The organism is Knoellia sp. S7-12 (assembly GCF_040518285.1).
Classification (GTDB): domain Bacteria; phylum Actinomycetota; class Actinomycetes; order Actinomycetales; family Dermatophilaceae; genus Knoellia.
In genome coordinates this window covers 292,284-309,476 of sequence record NZ_CP155449.1, presented here as the reverse complement: position 1 = coordinate 309,476, position 17,193 = coordinate 292,284, and the positions used below count along the sequence as shown (strand labels likewise).

Here is a 17,193-nt window from a genome sequence, read left to right as displayed (position 1 = left end):
ACGCCCCGGAGCTTCGGCAGGGCAGGGACGGGTCTGGTGGATCCTTGTGGGCGGGGTCACAATGGCATATGGCCCTGCAGCGCACGCCCCGCACCGGGACGGTCTTCCCCGACCCCCGTGGTGATGGCCGCTCGCTTCGCGCGACCTGGCACCAAGAGCAGCAGGTCGTCGTCCTCTCGCTCTGGCGCAACAACGTCTGCGTCAGCACCTTCCGGCTCGCAGCCGACGAGGTGCCCGACCTGATCGCCATGCTCCGCCACGGGCTCGACGAGGCGCACGACGCCGCCCGCGAGCGCGTCGAGCGCCTCGAACGGCCCTCCCAAGCGGGCTGACTTGCGCGGTCGAGGACGCAACTGAGCTGATCGCTCGCTGATGCCACCGATGTGCCGAATCGAGGACCTGCGCAGTAGCGCCGACCAACTCGTGCAGTGAGACGGCACGTCACAATTGGCAGCATGTCGACCGATAGTGCCGAGCCCGCCCGACAGGCGCACACAGCCGGGCGACTCGTCATCGTCTGTGGGCTGCCCGCAAGCGGCAAGACCACCCTTGCAAGGGCTTTGGCGAGTGAGCGACGTGGTCTTCGGCTAGCCCCGGACGAGTGGCTGGACGCGCTCGGCACCAACCTCTGGGACGCCGACATGCGCGCGCGCGTCGAGGCGCTTCAGTGGTCCTTGGCGCAAGAGCTCCTGCGCACTTGTGCGACGGTGATCATCGAGTGGGGAACGTGGGCGCGATCGGAGCGCGATGCACTCCGGCGTCAAGCAAGCGCACTCGGGGCCACGACCGAACTGATCCACCTCGACGTTGATGACGAGGAATTGTGGCGCCGGATTCAACAAAGGGCTATCGAAGTGCCGCCTATCCAGCGCACGGACCTCCACGAGTGGAGGGGACTGTTTGAAGTGCCCAACGATGCCGAGCTTGCTCGATATGACACTTGGTCGGTACGAACGTAGCGTCCGCCCCTGCCTCCAACCGCTGCCATCTCCCACTCGGCCGTTGCCGCTCGGAGAGGGTCAGCGGCTGAGGAGCGCGATGCTCGCGCAAAAGGACCATCGCGCCCAGAGTGACTAGGTGATCGCGAAACGTCCGCAGGTGCCGCATTCAGTTCGTGCCGCAGGTTCAGGGGGCCAGCGCGGCACTACCGTCTCGGGATGACTCGACTCGTTTTGATCAACGGCGCTCCGGGCTCAGGCAAGTCGACTATCGCGCACGCCCTTGCCCAGGACAGGTCAACGACGCTGGCTCTGGACATCGACGGGCTCAAGCACTCCTTGGGGCGGTGGGACGAGGATCCTTCGGCTTCGGGACTGCACGCCAGGCGCCTGACGCTCGCGCTGGCCAGCGAACAGCTGCGCGCTGGATTCGACCTCGTCATCGGACAGTACCTCGCCCAAACCTCGTTCATTGAGGACCTCGAGCGACTATCCGCACGGCACGGCGCACGGTTCTTTGAGTGCGTGCTCGAGCTCGACGCAGGCACGCTCGCGGAGCGGCTGGCCGAACGGGACAGCAACCCAACCCGGTTCGAGCACGCGGTCAACAACCGGCTGGTTGGACCGGCCGACGCGCCAGCGCTGGTCCAAACTATCGAGGCACTCCGACAGCGTCGCCCCGGCGCCTTGTGGGTGGATGCGACGGGGTCCACTTCCTCGACCCTTGGCATTTTGAGAGCCGCACTCGAAGCACCGACGCCTTGACATGCGGCAGTCGGGGATGTCCCGACCATGGCCTGCCGCTGACGCCTACTGCGAGGGACACGCGAGTATCTCTCCCTTGGAGTCCCTGACTTGTCTGGTGTCACCGTAAACGGTGAAACGTGCCTCGCCCGGGAGGCCAATGGCAAGGCTGCTGCCGCTACCGACCTCAGTCCGCAATGACGCGACGACAACGTTGTTCCTCATGTCGAGCTGAACACTGTTCCTCTCGTTCGCGCCACCCGTCCACTTCAGGACAAGGACGTTCCCCTCGAAATGACACGACCCAAATTGCCGCTCACTCGCCGAGTGCGTCGTCCAGTACCAAGCAGTCGTCACTGCCGCGAGAGCTACGGTCAGACTGAGCGCAAGGGCTCGCCATCGGGTTGCCATGACTGATGATCCCAGCGCGCGGCCTGAAGGGGACGTATCGGGAGGATCGAACCCAACGACCTGATCTGCTGCGTTCAGCGCCTCCTCTTCAGCAGGCCATCAGCATCTGGGCCGTTTGTGACGGAGCCCTCCCCTCACCGCGGTTGGTCTACTACACACCGTCGTATTACTATCGGTCGTAGTAGAACCCGGCGCATCCGGGAACCGATCCGCAGGAGAGCCATGGACCCCGTCGACCTCGCGCGGTGGCAGTTCGCGATCACCACCGTCTACCACTTCCTCTTCGTCCCTATCACGATCGGCCTGTCCTTCGTCGTCGCCGTCACCCACGTCGCGTGGGTGCGCACGCGTCGGCCCGAGTGGCTGCGGCTCACGAAGTTCCTCGGCAAGCTCTTCACGATCAACTTCGCACTCGGGCTGGTCACCGGCATCGTCCAGGAGTTCCAGTTCGGCATGAACTGGTCGGACTACTCGCGCTTCGTCGGCGACATCTTCGGAGCGCCCTTGGCCCTGGAGGCGTTGCTCGCCTTCTTTGTCGAGTCGACCTTCCTCGGCTTGTGGATCTTCGGGTGGGGCCGCATCCCCGAGAAGCTGCACGCCGCGACGATGTGGGTCGTCCACGTGGGGACGTTGCTCTCGGCCTACTTCATCCTCGCGGCCAACTCGTTCATGCAGAACCCCGTCGGCTTCCGCTACAACCCCGAGTCGGGCCGCGCCGAGATGACTGACTTCGTCGCGATCCTCCTGAACAAGGTCCAGCTCGTGGCCTTCCCGCACATCATCACGTCGGCCTACATGGTCGGTGGGGCGGTCGTCATGGGTGTGGGCGTCTGGCTCTGGAGGCGCGCGGCCCAGCCGGGAGCAAGCGACGCGGCCGACGTCCCCATGTATCGCAAGGCCACCCGCCTCGGCGCCGTTCTCACCCTCGTCGCGAGCCTCGGCGTCGTTGTCACCGGCGACGTGCAGGGCAAGATCATGACCGAGGTGCAGCCGATGAAGATGGCTGCGGCCGAGGCGCTCTACGAGAGCGAGACCGGCGCCGGCTTCTCGATCCTCACGATCGGGTCGCTCGACGGCACCGAAGAGGTCTTCGCCATCAAGGTGCCCAAGGTCCTCGCGTTCATGGCGACCGGCAACCCCAACGGCACGGTCGAGGGCATCAACGAGATCAAGGCCCGCAATGCCGAGATGGTCGCCGGCATCGAACGCACCTACGGCCCTGAAGTGGCAGTCGTCGCATCCGACAGTGACGCCGACTACATGCCCAACGTGCCACTCGCCTACTGGACCTTCCGCCTCATGATGGGCCTCGGCTTCGCGTCGATGGGTCTGTCGGCGCTGCTGCTGTGGGTGACCCGCGGGTCGCGCCGGGCGCCGACATCGCGTTGGTGGGTATGGGCGGCGGTCGCTGCCCCGCTCTTGCCGCTCTTTGCCAACAGCTTTGGGTGGATCTTCACCGAGACCGGCCGGCAACCCTGGCTCGTGAACGGCCTGATGACGACCGCCTTAGGCGTCTCGCCATCGGTGTCCGTGGCCGAGATCTGGACGTCGATGACCGTCTTCACCCTCCTGTATGCCGTGCTCGCCGTCGTCGAGGTACGTCTCTTCCTGCGCTATGTCGCCCACGGTGCCGAGCCCTTCCACGAACCGGAGTCCGAACCCGCCGAGGACGCTCCACTCCAGTTCTCCTACTGACCTTCCGACCCAAACCTTCGCCAACCCTGCGAGAGAGGCGAGTTCGACATGGACTATCCCTTCATCTGGTTCATCCTCATCGGCGTGCTCTGGACCGGATACCTCGTCCTCGAGGGTTTCGACTTCGGGGTCGGCACCCTGTTGCCCGTCCTTGGCCGCCGCCCCCACGTCGGCACCGGTGCAGCCGAGGCCGACAAGCGACGCCGCGTCATGCTCACGACGATCGGCCCGCACTGGGATGGCAACGAGGTCTGGCTCATCACGGCAGCCGGAGCGATGTTCGCGGCGTTCCCCCACTGGTACGCATCGATGTTCTCCGCCTTCTATCTGCCACTGCTGGCCCTCCTCGTCGCCCTCATCGTGCGCAACATGGGCCTTGAGTACCGCCACAAGCGCGACGACGACACCTGGCGCCAGCGCTGGGACGCGGCGATCATTGGCGGCTCCGTGGCCGCACCCTTCCTCGTCGGGCTCTCGCTCACCAACATCGTGCGCGGCGTGCCTCTCGATGCGGACTTCGAGTTCGTCGGGTCGCTCGGGACTCTGCTCAACGTCCCGAGCCTGTGGGGAGGTGCCACCTTCGTCGCGCTGTCGGTGACCCACGGCGCGTTGTTCCTCGCACTCAAGGCCGATGGGACCCTGCGAGCCGAGGCCCGCCAGGTCGCCTGGCGATCGGGCCTGGCGACAGCGGTGCTCGCGGTCGGACTGCTCGGGTGGCTCGTCGGCACCCAGGGCTCTGCACCTGTCGTCGCCCTGACCGTGATCGCGGCCACAGGACTCGTCGGCGGTCTCGTCGCCAGCCGCGCCGGTCGCGAACTGCTCGCGTTCGCCGCCACGGCACTGACGTGGGCCGGCACGGCTGCGGCCTATTTCGTCGCCCTCCACCCGGCGGTCATGCCGACCACCCTCTCCGGCGGCACCTCACTCACCATCGAGAACGCCGCGAGCACCCCCATGACCTTGCAGATCATGTCGATCGCCGCGCTCGTCTTCGTGCCGATCGTCCTGCTCTACACGGCCTACACCTACTGGGTCTTCCGTCGGCGACTCTCGACCCACCACATGGGCGCACCCGCGCTCGTGAAGTGAGCGGACGGCATACCGATGAAGCCTTTTGACCCTCGCCTGCTGCAGGCGGTACCGGCCGCGCGAGCGCCGGTGGCCACCTTGGCCGTCGTCGCCGCCCTGCAGGGTGCGGCCGCGATCGGCCTCGCCGTGGCACTCGCGCGACTCGTGACCGACGTTGTCGCACAGGGCAGCTGGCAGCGCAGTGCGGGTTGGGTCGTGATCGCGTTTCTCGTGCGGGCTGGGCTGGGGATGCTTGTCGAGCGCCTGGGCGCGACCACGGCGATCGCAGTGAGCTCGGCCCTGCGGCGGCGGTTGCTCGAACGCTGGCTCGCGGCACCCGCCGAAGGACGTCCCGAGGCGGAGCAGGCGTCGACCCTCGCCGTGCAGGGAGCCAATGCGGTTGAGCCGTATGCCGCGCGCTTCCTGCCGGCCCTCGTCGCCGGTGCCGTCGTGCCGTTCCTCGCCGTGGTGGCACTCGTCGTCGTCGACCCGCTGAGTGCCGTCATCGTCGTGGTGACGCTCCCCCTGCTCCCCCTCTTCGCCGCGCTCATCGGGCGGACGACCCAGGACGACACGATGAGCCGCTGGCGAGCCCTCGAGCAGCTCGCCGGTCACTTCGGTGACGTCATGCGTGGCCTGCCGACGCTCGTCGCGTTCGGTCGGGCCCGACGGCAGGTGGACGTGGTGCGGGCCGTGTCGGAGCAGCACCGCGTGGCCACGATGCGCACCCTGCGGCTGGCGTTCCTCAGCTCGGCGGCGCTCGAGCTGCTCGCGACGATCTCGGTGGCCATCGTTGCGGTCTCGGTGGGCCTTCGCCTCACCCACGGGTCCATGACCCTGTATGCCGGTCTGCTCGCGATCCTGCTTGCGCCAGAGGCCTATTGGCCGATCCGGAAGGTCGGGGCCGAGTTCCACGCGGCCGCCGACGGCGCCGCCGCCATCGACCGACTTATTGCGCAATCCGTCGGAACCCCGGACTTGTTGCGCAATCCGTCGGCCCGACGAAATGCGCAATCAGTGAGCAGATCCGACGGATTGCGCAATAGGTCGGCCGTTCTGGCGGGGGTGGGCTACGAATATCCGGGGTCGGACGTGAGGGTGCTTGTCGGCGTGACGCTCACGGTAGGAGCCGGGCTGACTGTCGTCACGGGGGAATCGGGCGCCGGGAAGTCGACCTTGCTCGATCTCATCGCTGGGGTGCGCACGCCCAATGCAGGCAGCGTGACAACGGGGCGAGTGCACTACGTGACCCAACGACCGTTCCTCCCCGACGGGGCGATAGGTGAGGCACTCACTCTTGGCAGTGACACCCAACTCACCGACCAGCAGCAGTGGTCAGCGTTGCGCCGGGTCGGGCTCGACGCCTTCGTCGCCCAGTTGCCCGACGGGCTGGAGACACCACTCGGGGACGACGGCTTCGGCCTCTCGGCCGGCCAGCGGCTGCGCCTCGGGTTGGCCAGAGCCGCCCTCTCGAACGCACCCGTCGTCCTGCTCGACGAGCCGACTGCCCACCTCGATCGGCCGGGCACCGAGCTGATCATCGACCTCGTCCGTGAACTCGCCGCCGATCGCTGCGTCATCGTCGCAACTCACTCGCCCGCGCTGGTCGCGGTCGCTGGCGAGCACGTGCATCTCGGTCACGCGATGGCGGAGGTGAGGTCATGACTGTCCTGGAGCACTCAACTGCAAGGCGGCAGAACGCTCTCGCAGGCGTGTGGGGAGGCCTCGCGCTGACGTCCGGCGTGGCGCTCACGGCGACCTCCGGGTGGCTCATCGTGCGCGCAGCCGAACGACCCGTCATCCTCACCCTGCTCACCGCGATCGTCGGAGTGCGCGCCTTCGGCATGGCGCGGCCCTTCTTCCGCCACCTCGAACGGCTCCGTTCTCACGACTCCGCGCTCGCGGACCTCGCGTCCGCACGCACTGCGGTGTATGCCGCCCTCATCCCTCTGACTCCCGCTCGCCTGGGGCGCCGCTCGCGAAGCGCCGTCCTCAGCGGGGTGGTTGACGACCTCACCGACGTCGTCGAAGCCCAGGTGCGCGTCCGTGTTCCGTTGCTGTCGGCCGCTGTCGCGGCGCTCTTCGCCGTCCTCCTGACCGGGGCGCTCGAGCCGATGGCCGGGTTGGTCGTCGCGGTCTGGATGCTGCTCGTGGCACTGCTTTCCCGCGCCGGGCTGGCCCTCGAACGCGACGCGCAGCCGCTCCTGGGAGCGGCCCGCGCAGAGGTGAGCCGGGCAGCGGAGCTGGTGGCACGGCATACCCCGGAATTGCAGGCGATCGGTGCAACCGGTGACGTGCTCGACCGACTCCACGTGGCGCACGCCGACCTCGCCCGGGCCCTGCGGCGGCAGAGCCGCGGACGAGCACTCGTCACGGGCGGTGTCCTCACGCTGACCGGCGCCGCAACGGTCGTCATGGCTGCTGTCGCCACGGGCTCGGACCTGACCCCTGCCGTGACCGCACTCCTCGTCGTGGTGCCTGCGGCTCTGGCTGACGCCGTCCTGCCGCTCGCCGATGCCGGGCGGGCCCAGGCCCGGGCGGAGCAGAGCCGCTCACGGGTCGACTCGCTTCTCGACCAGACCGCGGCGGTTGCCGATACGGGTTCAGGACAACCATCCTCGGCTGCACCCCACCTCCGGCTCAAGGGCGTCACGGCAGGTTGGGTCGAGGGTCGGGTCGACGTCGGACCGGTCGATCTCGACCTCCCGCCCGGGCACCGAGTCGGCGTGGTCGGCGCCAACGGTTCGGGCAAGTCCACGTTGCTCGCCGTCCTCGCACGGGCCCTCGACCCCGCCTCGGGGCGCTACCTCGTCGACGGGCACGACGTCACGGAGCTGGACGCCGCCGCCGTGCGCGACCTCCTCGCCGTCGTCGATGACGAGCCGCATCTGTTTGCCGCCGACGTCCGCGCCAACCTCGTTCTCGCACAGCCGGATGCGAGCGACAGCAACCTCGTTGCGGCCCTGCGGGTCTCTGGGCTGGGCAGTTGGTTCGACCGGTTGCCCCACGGTCTGGACACCCGACTCGGCTCCGGTGGACGTGGCGTCTCCGGAGGTGAGCGGGCCCGCCTCGCACTCGCCCGCGCGGTCCTCTCGCGACGACCTGTCGTTCTCCTCGACGAGCCCGTGGCCCACCTCGACCACGCGACCGCGACAAGCGTCATGCGCGACGTCTGGGCGGCCACGTCGGGGCGTACCGTGGTCGTCGTCAGCCACCGCCACGAGGGCCTCGACGCCGTCGACGAACTCCTCGACCTCACGCTCACCCGCAAGGACTGATTCCCGTGCCCTCCACGCCCGCCCCCCGCCTCGGCGATCTCGAGCGCGTCGTCATGGAGCAGCTCTGGGACTCCACGGCCCGGCGACCCGACGGTGCGAGCGTGCGTGACGTGCTCGAGGCACTGCCCGCTGATCGCAACCTCGCCTACACGACGGTGATGACCGTGCTCGACCGCCTGTCCAAGAAGGGCCTTGTCACCCGCGAGCGCGATGGTCGGGCCTGGCGCTACACCCCAGCTGGCACGCGCGAGTCGCTCACCGCCGAGACGATGCGCGCGTCGCTCGGGGATGCGAGTGATCGTCGGGCGACCCTGCTGCACTTCCTCGACGGTGCCACTCCCGAGGAGCTCGACGACCTGCGCGCGGCGCTCTCCGAGGTCGAGCAGCGGCGCGGCTGAGGCCCACGTGTACGCCCTCGCACTGGTCCTCGTGGCCGTCGTGTTCGCGGCCCTGGCTCCCCGGCTCATGGCGCGTCTGACGCTCTTCCGACGTTCCCCCCGAGCGGCTCTGGTTGCGTGGCAGGCGGTTTCGCTCGCTGCCGTGATCGCCGCCCTGTGCGCGGCCCCGGCCGCCATCCCCTATCTCACCCGCACCGAATGGTTCGCCTGCTCCGGCGACTGTGCGGCGACGATCACGTGGATCCAGACCCGTCGCTGGCTCGTGTTCGGCGTGGCCGCAGCAGTGACGCTGTTCGTCCTCGGCCGACTGATGCTGTCCGGTCACCGCATCGGCACCCGCCTGCGCGCGGCCCGGGCCCGCCACCGCGAACTCGTCGACGTGCTCGCCGAGCCGATCTCGTTCTCCAGCCAGAGCGGCAGGCGAGCGGACGGCATACGCGTCCTTGATCACGCGACACCCACGGCGTATTGCCTCCCGGGCCGACGGTCGCGGGTCGTGCTCACCCAGGGCGCCCTGGCTGCCCTGCCGGCCGACGAACTCGACGCGGTCCTGGTCCACGAGCGGGCTCACCTGCGCGGGCGCCACGACTTGCTCATCGAATACTTCACCGTGCTGCACCACTCCGTGCCCGACCCGGTCCGTTCACCCGAGGCGCTGCGCGAGGTCCAGCTCCTCGTCGAAGCGCTCGCGGATCGCGCTGCCGTGCGCCAGTCCGGTCCGGTCACCACGGCCCGGGCACTGATGACCCTCGCGCAGGGTCGGGCGCCGGAGGCCGGACTCGCTGCTGGCGGTCACGGCACGACGGCCGCCCGGATGCGGCTCCTCGCCGACGAACCCCTGCCAGCGGTGACGGTCGCGGTCATGTACGCGTATGCCGCGGTCGTCCTCGTCCTTCCCCTCGCCCTGCTCTGGCTCGCCTGGCGGTGAGAGGCTGGATCCATGACGTATCGGATCTGCGTGGTCTGCACCGGCAACATCTGCCGCTCACCGATGGGCGAGTGGCTGCTGCGGGAAGCGTTCGAGGGCGCCGGGATCAGCGACGTCGAGGTGACCTCGGCCGGCACATCGGCCGAGGAGAGTGGCAACCCGATGGACCCGCGCACGGTCGCAGTGCTCCGTCGCAATGGGCACGTCGACGGCGGGTGGGACCAGCACCGGGCGCAGCGGTTCACCGCCGAAGACTTCGCCGATCTTCACCCCGTGCTGGCTGCCGATCGCGGACACGAGCGGACGCTGCTGCGGCTTGCGCCGACTGAGGAGGACCGGGCCAAGGTGCGTCTGTTCCGGTCCTTTGACCCCACCTCCGCACAGGCCGAGGATCTCGACATGGACGACCCGTGGTGGGGCGATGACGCCTCGTTCGACCAGACCTACGCCGAGGTGCAGGCGGCGTTGCCCGCGATCGTCGACCACCTCGGCAGCGATCGCTGAACCTCTTCAGAGGTCGGACTGCCCGTCGCTGTTGCTCAGTCGCTTGCGGTCGTCCGGGTTGAGGATGCCCAAGGGCATTCCTGACTCGACACGTGCTGCAACATCGATGCGTTGGTTTCGCCAGGTGAAGTACATGGCTCCGACCCCCACCACTGCGAGCAGAATGCCGATCCACCGCCTGAAGTCGCCGGAATTGGAGCCAACGAACAACGCCGGGACGACGAAGGCAAGGGGCAGACCCAGCGCCAGAACACGCACCACGACGACATTGCGGGAACGGTGCTCGGGGCGCCCACTCAAACCCTGTTCCCTGACGAACTGGTCAGGATCACGGAAGGCCGTGATCGGCAGGACGAGAAACACTGCCACGAAGAGGCCTGCCGCCATCGCGAACGCCACTCCACCGAGCACCACATCGACCGCGAAGAAGGTGAACAGGGAGGTGTCCTCAAGCGGGAACCAGTAGTGGCCCTCGTACATCTCCTCGGGGCGCTGGAACGAGCGCACCCGCTCGGAGAATGCGGGCAGGTGGACGACGAGCAGCTGCAGCAACCCGATCGGCGGCGCGGTGACAAATGGAACGACGATACAGCGGTACACAGCGGGTATCAGGACGCCGAGCTCCTTGTCGCGGCGCCACACCGACTGCAGGACGGCCCACGCCGTCACCGGCGCACTGATGTAGAGGATGGCGCCACCCACCACCCCCAGATTGCCCAGGTAGTCGGCGGCCACCAGCCACAACCCGGGCAGGCTCAGCACGGCGCAGATCGCGAACAGCACCCAGGCCGAGCGACCCATCAACCGTCGCCAGAACGAATCACTCGCAGAAGTGACAGCCACGGTCTGGCGAGGTTCATCCGGGACGGCAAACATAGCCTCAACCGCGTCGACGGCCTCGCCCGAGGTGACCCCTGCCCTCTGCGACAGCGCACGCACCGTGGCCATGCTCCGTGTCAAAAGCACGAAGAGGCCAACCGCCACCGCCATCACGGCGACGACCACCACCGTCGCGCTGAGGTAGGCGTAGTCCACAGCGTCAGCAGCACCGCTCCGGACACGTGGCAGCGCACTGCCTCGGATGCCGAAACTCTGGGCGATCTCCCTGAACAGCACGAGGGCGATCGTTCCGGTCACGAGCGCCACCGCCACCAGCACGAAGTCGGTTGCGCGGGGGCTTCGCCGTGGACGCCGCCACGACCATGCAATGCGGGCGAGCCACGTCAGGGCGAACGCCTGCAGGATCACCGCCACAACGAAAGGAATCGGAGAATCGTGGGGGACCACCGCCAGCGAGGTGACGGGCACGAGGGCAGCCGCGACGCAGAGCGCCACGGACACGAGCACCTGACTGCGCTTCTCAGCAAGCGGCACAGCTGGCCGATCCGTCATCTGGGCCCCTCGACCTCTGCAGCTCCCCGCAAACCGGAGCGCCAGTGTTGCACAGCGACTCGCCTTCACAACCAGGATCGCGAGCCGCCGGCACAACTGAAAGCACCCGTCCTCTGCCGAATATGCGCTTGCGCCGACAGTGGTGCAGCCCCACGATTCTCACCATGGATGCACTGGAGCGGGCTCGACGCGACGCGGCCGATGGCCGTGCGTGGAAGGCGCGCGCCCGTTTGACCGGGCTCCTGGCGCATCGGCCGGACGCAGTCGTTGCGGATGAGCTGGCTCGGGTTCACCACTCCATGCAGGACCTGCCGGCTGCGGGTGCGCTGTGGTTCGTCACCGGACGCGACGGCGTAGTCGCCCAGGAATCTGTCGCCGCGTGGCGCGAGCAGCACGGTGATGCCGACGCCCAATGGCGCGCGATTCCGGCACCGTTGCGCGCGGCTTTTGCGTCCGAGCGTCATCTGATCCACCTCGAGGCGGAGGCACAGGAGGCCGAGCGCGCCAGGATCCGGCGCTACCAACGCAAGCAGCGCGGCCTGCCACCCCACGAGTCCAGTGCCATGGAGCGCCTCGGGGACATCGTCATGCCCACCTTCTGGATCGTGCTTGCACTCTCGCTCGTGGCCCTCTTGGGCGTCGGGCTGTGGACGGTCACGGTGTGGATCCTCAACTGAGGCACGCCGCCCATCAGCGCCCAGAAGGATCCAGGGCGCGGTTGAGGACGAAGTCCAGCACCACGAAGTCATCGACGGTTCCACGCACCACGTCGTCGGGGATGACGTCATCGAAGTCGACGAGATAGATGAGAGCAGCCATCGTCATGCGGCGCCTGGCGACGAGTGCCGCTGAGCCATCCGCGTCGAAGGCCGACGCGCTCAACCAGTCCACGGCCTGCGCGATGAGCCCGGCGAGCGGTGCAAGGCGGGGATTGTTCTCCACGCGGCGCAACCGCACGAGGTCGAGCAGCTCCTCGAGCATCATGGGGTCGGTGTCTAGCCGCTCCGCGAGAAGCCGGCTCCTGGCAAACGGCTCCGAGTGCAGCAGCCGCCGCACGACCTCGGGATGCACGGGTGAGGACTCACCGGGCGTGCTGGTGGGGATGAACACCCCCGGAGTCTAGATCGATGTGGCATCAGGCCCCGGTGGAGCCAATGGGAGAATGCGCCCATGGGTTCTCTTGCTGACGTCACTCCCTCCATCGCGCTCGGCGCCCTCGACGGTCGCTATCGCGGTGCGGTGGCTCCTCTCGTCGACCACCTGTCCGAGCCGGCGCTCAACCGGCAGCGGATCCACGTCGAGATCGAGTGGCTCATCCACCTGACCGACCGTGAGGTCGTGCCCGGCGTCCGCACGCTCACCGACGACGAGAAGTCACGGCTCCGCCAGATCGTCGAGGACTTCGGCCCGGACGAGATCGCCGAGATGGCGCAGACCGAGAAGGTCACCCAGCACGACGTCAAGGCGGTCGAGTACTTCCTCAAGAAGCGCCTCGCCGAGATCGCGCCCGCTGACGACGACAAGGGCCTCGCCGAGCTCATCCACTTCTGCTGCACGAGCGAGGACATCAACAACCTGTCCTACGCCCTCATGGTGCAGGGCGCCATCGAGGATGTGTGGCTGCCGCGGGCGAGTGCCCTCGTCGAGGCCCTGTCGACGATGGCCTCGGACCTGCGTGCGGTCCCGCTGCTCTCCCACACCCACGGTCAGCCCGCGACTCCCTCGACGCTGGGCAAGGAGCTGGCCGTGCTGGCCTGGCGCCTGCAGCGTCAGCTTCGTCGGGTCGAGGACGGCGAGTTCCTGGGCAAGCTCAACGGTGCGACCGGCACCTATGGCGCGCACCTCGCCGCTGTGCCCGAGGCCGATTGGGAGGACATCAGCGAGTCCTTCGTCGAGGGCCTCGGCCTCACCTGGAACCCGCTCACCACCCAGATCGAGAGCCACGACTGGCAGGCCGAGCTCTATGCCGACGTCGCTCGCTTCAACCGCGTGCTCCACAACATGTGCACCGACGTCTGGACCTACATCTCAATGGGCTACTTCGCCCAGGTCCGCGGTCAGGGCACCGTCGGCAGCTCGACGATGCCGCACAAGGTCAACCCCATCCGCTTCGAGAACGCCGAGGCCAACCTCGAGGTCAGCAACGCCCTCCTCGACGTCCTCGCCTCCACGCTCGTGCAGTCCCGCCTCCAGCGCGACCTCACCGACTCGTCGATGCAGCGCAACATCGGTGTCGCGCTGGGCCACTCGCTCCTCGCCCTCGACAACGCGACGCGTGGCCTCGCCGGTCTCGACGCCGTGCCTGCCGCGATGGAACGCGACCTCGACGGCAACTGGGAGGTGCTCGGCGAGCCCATCCAGTCGGCGATGCGCGCGCTCGGCGCCCAAGGAGTGCCCGGCATGGAAGAGCCCTACGAGCGACTCAAGGAACTCACCCGTGGGCGTCGGATCGGTCAGCCCGAGCTTGTCGAGTTCGTCCGCGGCCTGGGCCTGCCCAAGGATGTCGAGGATCGCCTCGCCGCGATGACTCCCCAGAGCTATGTCGGGATCGCTCCGGAGCTCGTCGACCACCTGGACTGACCCCTTGAACAGCGAAGTGCCCCGCCGGACCGTGGTCGCAGGCGGGGCACTTTCGGGTATGCCGGGTGGCTTGGGTCAGACGGTGACGGGGCCGTCAGGAGTCTCGAACGTCACCGACAGGATGCCCGGGTTGCCACGGGGGGCGATGAAGTTGAACTCGACGTCGGCGGGGACGTAGTCCTCATCGACACCGACCCAGTCACGCACACGGTCGGGGTCGCCAGCGATCTCAACCGAACGCAGGGCCACCTGCGTGGCGCCGACACCCGACGGGTGCTGCGTGCCCTCGGCCCACTGGACGAAGAACGGCAGCTGCGGGTCGGACTGCAGACCCTTGACCCCCAGCTGCTGCCAGCGCAGCTCGACACCATCGGGTCGGTGGCGGTTGCCCGTGACCGACTCACGGCCCAGGCGCTGCTCCTGCTTGGTGATGTCGTCGACGCTCACGACCCAACCGAGCCAGCCACCGCCAGCCTCGGAGCGCGCACGCACGACCTGCCCGAAAGGGGCCTTGTCGGACGCGGGGTGGTCAAGCACCTCGACAACTTCGAGATAACGATCACCGAGCAGAGGCAGGATGACGTTGCGCGTCCCGAAGCGCGGATGCACACCCCCGTCGACGGCTGCTACTCCGAGCTGCTCGGCCAGACGTGCGGCCGTGGCTCGCGCCCCGTCGTTCTCTGCGGCATAGACAACATGGTCGACTCGCATGCCGATATCGTGACACACCTCAGAGGGTGCTCTTGACACGGGTGGTGCTGGTGAGGCGTCCGTGACTCTCAGTCGCCTCGTGAGTCACTGGGAGCGCTGGCGCACTGCCTCATAGACGACGATCGCCGCGGCGGCCGAGGCGTTGAGCGAGTTCACCTGTCCGCGCATGGGGATGCGCACGCGCATCTCAGCCGACCGCAGTGCCTCGTCGGTGAGCCCAAACTTCTCGGTGCCGACCGCGATGGCCACGCCTCCCGTGAGGTCGGCGTCGGTGTGAAGCGTCTCGGTGTCCGGGGTGGTCGCCACGAGACGTATGCCGCCCTCCCGCAGCCAGGCGAGCGTCTCGTCGAGCGTGGCACTCGCCACCGGGACCGAGAAGACGGTCCCCTTGGACCCACGCACGACGTTGGGGTTGCCCCAGTCGGTGACAGGGTCGACGGCGATGACCGCATCCACACCGGCGGCATCAGCGGTGCGCAGCATGGCCCCGAGATTGCCGGGCTTCTCGAGGCCCTCACAGACGAGCAGCAGCGGAGCAGAAGGTAGTTCGAGATCGGCCAAGCCCGCACGGACAGCCGGGACCAGGGCGATGAACCCGTCCGGGCCCTCGCGATAGGCCACCTTCTCGAACGCACCCCGCGACACCCGGACCGTCTCGACCCCGGACGCCCGGACGTCGTCGACGACTCGCAGCTGCACCTGCGCGTCGAGCATGAGCTCGGGCGAATAGAAGAGCGTCCGTGGCCGCACTCCCGCGTCAAGGGCCAGCCCCAGCTCCTCAAAACCCTCGACCACGGTCACTCCGGCCTCGTCACGGACCCGTCGACGACGCAGCCCGACGAGCTGCTTGAGGCGCGGGTTGGCAGGTGAGGTGATCTCGAGATCGGGACGGGACGGCATACGCGTCATTCTCCCTTGCGCCTGCGAAGGCGCGAACGGAGCTCAGAGCTTGGCGAGGCGCGCCTTGACGAAGGAGTAGACGCCGTAGGCGGCGATGCCGAGTGCGACCACGGTGAGCAGGTAGGGGCCGAAGGGCTGATCACGCAGCTCCTTGAGTGCCGCATCGATCCCACCGGCATCCGCCGCCCTGGACGAGAGCGCCGCCGACCCGAAGAGGATCCCGACCACGCCGAGGGCAACACCCTTGGCGAGATAGCCCGCTCGTCCCGCGTTCACGGCCCACGGTGCAGGATGCGTCCGCAGCTCCTCGAGGAAGCCCTTGGTCCAGCCCTTCCACACGTGATAGGCCGCCGCCGCGAGGATGGCGAGGGCGACGAGCCCGACGAGGACCCGCCCGCCCGGGCTCGACATCAGGCCGGCCGTGGCCTCATCGGTCTTCTGCTCGTCCGAGGAGGTGGCACCCTTGGTGACGGCGTACGCGGAGTAGGCGAAGAAGACATACATCGCCGCCTTGCCCGCTGCCTTGGCCCGGTCGCTCGCCTCACCACCGTGACGGCCGACGACCGCCTCGCTCGCCTGCCAGATCGCGAGGAGGACGAAGCCGACCACGGTCAGCCACAACAGCACCGGCCCGGTCGCACCACCCGCGACGGTGTCGAGGGCACCCGACTTGTCGGCGCTGTCGGAGCCGCCGCCGAAGCCCCACGCGACCTTGAGGGCGATCCAGGCGATGACCAGGTGGAGGATCCCGCTCATCACCATCCCCAGACGGGCACCCTTCTCGATGATGTCGTGGTCGCCGACCTTGCGCGCAGTTTCACTCACAACAGTGATTGGAGCACAGGAACGAGCCCGTCGTCATCGACATCGAGCGTCGTCTCGTCGGCGACGGCCTTGACCTCGTCGGGTGCGTTGCCCATCGCGACGCCGCGGGCGGCCCAGTGGAGCATCTCGAGGTCGTTGCGCTGGTCGCCCACTGCGAGCGTGTATGCCGGCTCGACGCCGAGCTGACGCCGCACCAGTTCCAGCGCCGAACCCTTGCTGACGCCCTCGGGATTGACGTCGAGCCACGCGGTGAAGCCGACGGAGTAGTTCACGCCGTGCAGACCGATCCGCTCGGCGAGGTCCATGAAGTCCTCGGCCGTGCCGGTGGGGTCTCGGAAGGTCACGCGGGTCACCGGGTGGGCGAGGAGCTCGTCCCAGGGAACGACGGTGATGTCGCCCTGGAGCTCGCCGTCGGGGAAGGGCGCGTTGACCTTGAAGCCGATGCCGAGCTCCTCGACGGCCACGACCGCGTCAGGCCATTCCGCGCGCAGGAGGTTGAGTGCCGGTGCCGCGTCGAACGTCACGGCCTCGATCACTTCGTAGCCGCGCTCGAGAGCAGGGTCGAGTCGTAGGGTGACCGCGCCGTTGGAGCACACGGCATAGCCGGTCTCGATGCCCAGCTCGTGCAGGATCGGCATCGTCGCGATGATCGAGCGGCCAGTCGCGATGGTCACGTGGTGACCGGCGCGGGCCACGGCACGCACGGTGTCCCGCACCACCGGTGACATCTCGCCGGCATGGTTGATCGTCGTGCCGTCGATGTCGAGCGCGACGAGGTGTGGGGTGACCGTCATGCGGTCAAACCTATCGATGCCAAAGGA

General features: G+C 68.1%; 18 protein-coding genes. 12 read left to right on the top strand and 6 right to left on the bottom strand.

Going from position 1 to position 17,193, the window contains the following annotated elements; translation table 11 throughout:
* Positions 1–68 precede the first annotated feature (68 nt).
* From V6K52_RS01480 to V6K52_RS01435, 10 genes are all read left to right on the top strand, one after another.
* The gene (locus tag V6K52_RS01480; RefSeq protein WP_353952141.1) at positions 69–332 is read left to right on the top strand and encodes a hypothetical protein; all 264 of its coding nucleotides are present in this window, start codon (positions 69–71) and stop codon (positions 330–332) included.
* A 123-nt stretch (positions 333–455) separates the two neighbouring features.
* Positions 456–959, top strand: coding sequence for an ATP-binding protein (locus V6K52_RS01475; protein WP_353952140.1), 504 nt, complete (start codon positions 456–458; stop codon positions 957–959).
* Positions 960–1,157: 198 nt separating this feature from the next.
* Positions 1,158–1,703, top strand: coding sequence for an AAA family ATPase (locus tag V6K52_RS01470; protein ID WP_353952139.1), 546 nt, complete (start codon positions 1,158–1,160; stop codon positions 1,701–1,703).
* A gap of 612 nt (positions 1,704–2,315) precedes the next feature.
* Positions 2,316–3,788: a cytochrome ubiquinol oxidase subunit I gene (locus V6K52_RS01465; RefSeq protein ID WP_353952138.1), complete on the top strand. Its 1,473-nt coding sequence runs from the start codon at positions 2,316–2,318 to the stop codon at positions 3,786–3,788.
* A gap of 48 nt (positions 3,789–3,836) precedes the next feature.
* A complete protein-coding gene (gene cydB, locus V6K52_RS01460) occupies positions 3,837–4,877 on the top strand; it encodes a cytochrome d ubiquinol oxidase subunit II (RefSeq protein WP_353952137.1) in 1,041 nt (346 codons plus the stop codon).
* 15 nt (positions 4,878–4,892) lie between these two features.
* A complete protein-coding gene (gene cydD / locus V6K52_RS01455; protein WP_353952136.1) occupies positions 4,893–6,521 on the top strand; it encodes a thiol reductant ABC exporter subunit CydD in 1,629 nt (542 codons plus the stop codon).
* Positions 6,518–8,134 carry a thiol reductant ABC exporter subunit CydC gene (gene cydC, locus V6K52_RS01450; RefSeq protein WP_353952135.1) on the top strand — a complete coding sequence of 539 codons (1,617 nt, stop codon included), beginning with the start codon at positions 6,518–6,520 and terminating at the stop codon, positions 8,132–8,134. The genes cydD and cydC overlap by 4 nt, the downstream gene beginning before the upstream one ends.
* 5 nt (positions 8,135–8,139) lie before the next feature.
* Complete coding sequence (locus tag V6K52_RS01445) at positions 8,140–8,532, top strand: BlaI/MecI/CopY family transcriptional regulator (RefSeq protein ID WP_353952134.1); 393 nt, start codon at positions 8,140–8,142, stop codon at positions 8,530–8,532.
* Between the two features lie 7 nt (positions 8,533–8,539).
* Positions 8,540–9,460 carry a M56 family metallopeptidase gene (locus V6K52_RS01440; RefSeq protein WP_353952133.1) on the top strand — a complete coding sequence of 307 codons (921 nt, stop codon included), beginning with the start codon at positions 8,540–8,542 and terminating at the stop codon, positions 9,458–9,460.
* Between the two features lie 12 nt (positions 9,461–9,472).
* Positions 9,473–9,964, top strand: a complete 492-nt coding sequence (locus V6K52_RS01435; RefSeq protein ID WP_353952132.1) for a low molecular weight protein-tyrosine-phosphatase — start codon at positions 9,473–9,475, stop codon at positions 9,962–9,964.
* 6 nt (positions 9,965–9,970) lie between these two features.
* Here the strand turns inward: V6K52_RS01435 and V6K52_RS01430 are convergent, their stop codons facing one another.
* Entirely contained in the window at positions 9,971–11,356 is a 1,386-nt protein-coding gene (locus V6K52_RS01430; protein ID WP_353952131.1) for a hypothetical protein, read from the bottom strand.
* Positions 11,357–11,520: 164 nt separating this feature from the next.
* On the opposite strand from V6K52_RS01430, the gene V6K52_RS01425 reads away from it, so the two are divergent.
* Positions 11,521–12,033, top strand: a complete 513-nt coding sequence (locus V6K52_RS01425) for a DUF6584 family protein (RefSeq protein WP_353952130.1) — start codon at positions 11,521–11,523, stop codon at positions 12,031–12,033.
* 13 nt (positions 12,034–12,046) lie between these two features.
* Here the strand turns inward: V6K52_RS01425 and V6K52_RS01420 are convergent, their stop codons facing one another.
* Entirely contained in the window at positions 12,047–12,466 is a 420-nt protein-coding gene (locus tag V6K52_RS01420; protein ID WP_353952129.1) for a hypothetical protein, read from the bottom strand.
* A gap of 60 nt (positions 12,467–12,526) precedes the next feature.
* Here V6K52_RS01420 and purB point away from each other — a divergent pair, with 60 nt between their 5' ends.
* The gene (purB, locus tag V6K52_RS01415; protein WP_353952128.1) at positions 12,527–13,936 is read left to right on the top strand and encodes an adenylosuccinate lyase; all 1,410 of its coding nucleotides are present in this window, start codon (positions 12,527–12,529) and stop codon (positions 13,934–13,936) included.
* A 75-nt stretch (positions 13,937–14,011) separates the two neighbouring features.
* Here the strand turns inward: purB and V6K52_RS01410 are convergent, their stop codons facing one another.
* The 4 genes from V6K52_RS01410 to V6K52_RS01395 form a co-directional block, all read right to left on the bottom strand.
* Complete coding sequence (locus V6K52_RS01410; protein WP_353952127.1) at positions 14,012–14,647, bottom strand: VOC family protein; 636 nt, start codon at positions 14,645–14,647, stop codon at positions 14,012–14,014.
* An 84-nt stretch (positions 14,648–14,731) separates the two neighbouring features.
* Entirely contained in the window at positions 14,732–15,547 is an 816-nt protein-coding gene (locus V6K52_RS01405; RefSeq protein ID WP_353952126.1) for an RNA methyltransferase, read from the bottom strand.
* Between the two features lie 42 nt (positions 15,548–15,589).
* The gene (locus V6K52_RS01400) at positions 15,590–16,372 is read right to left on the bottom strand and encodes a DUF1206 domain-containing protein (RefSeq protein ID WP_353952125.1); all 783 of its coding nucleotides are present in this window, start codon (positions 16,370–16,372) and stop codon (positions 15,590–15,592) included.
* Positions 16,369–17,166, bottom strand: a complete 798-nt coding sequence (locus tag V6K52_RS01395; protein ID WP_353952124.1) for an HAD family hydrolase — start codon at positions 17,164–17,166, stop codon at positions 16,369–16,371. Before V6K52_RS01395 ends, V6K52_RS01400 begins: the two co-directional genes overlap by 4 nt.
* Positions 17,167–17,193: the final 27 nt, after the last annotated feature.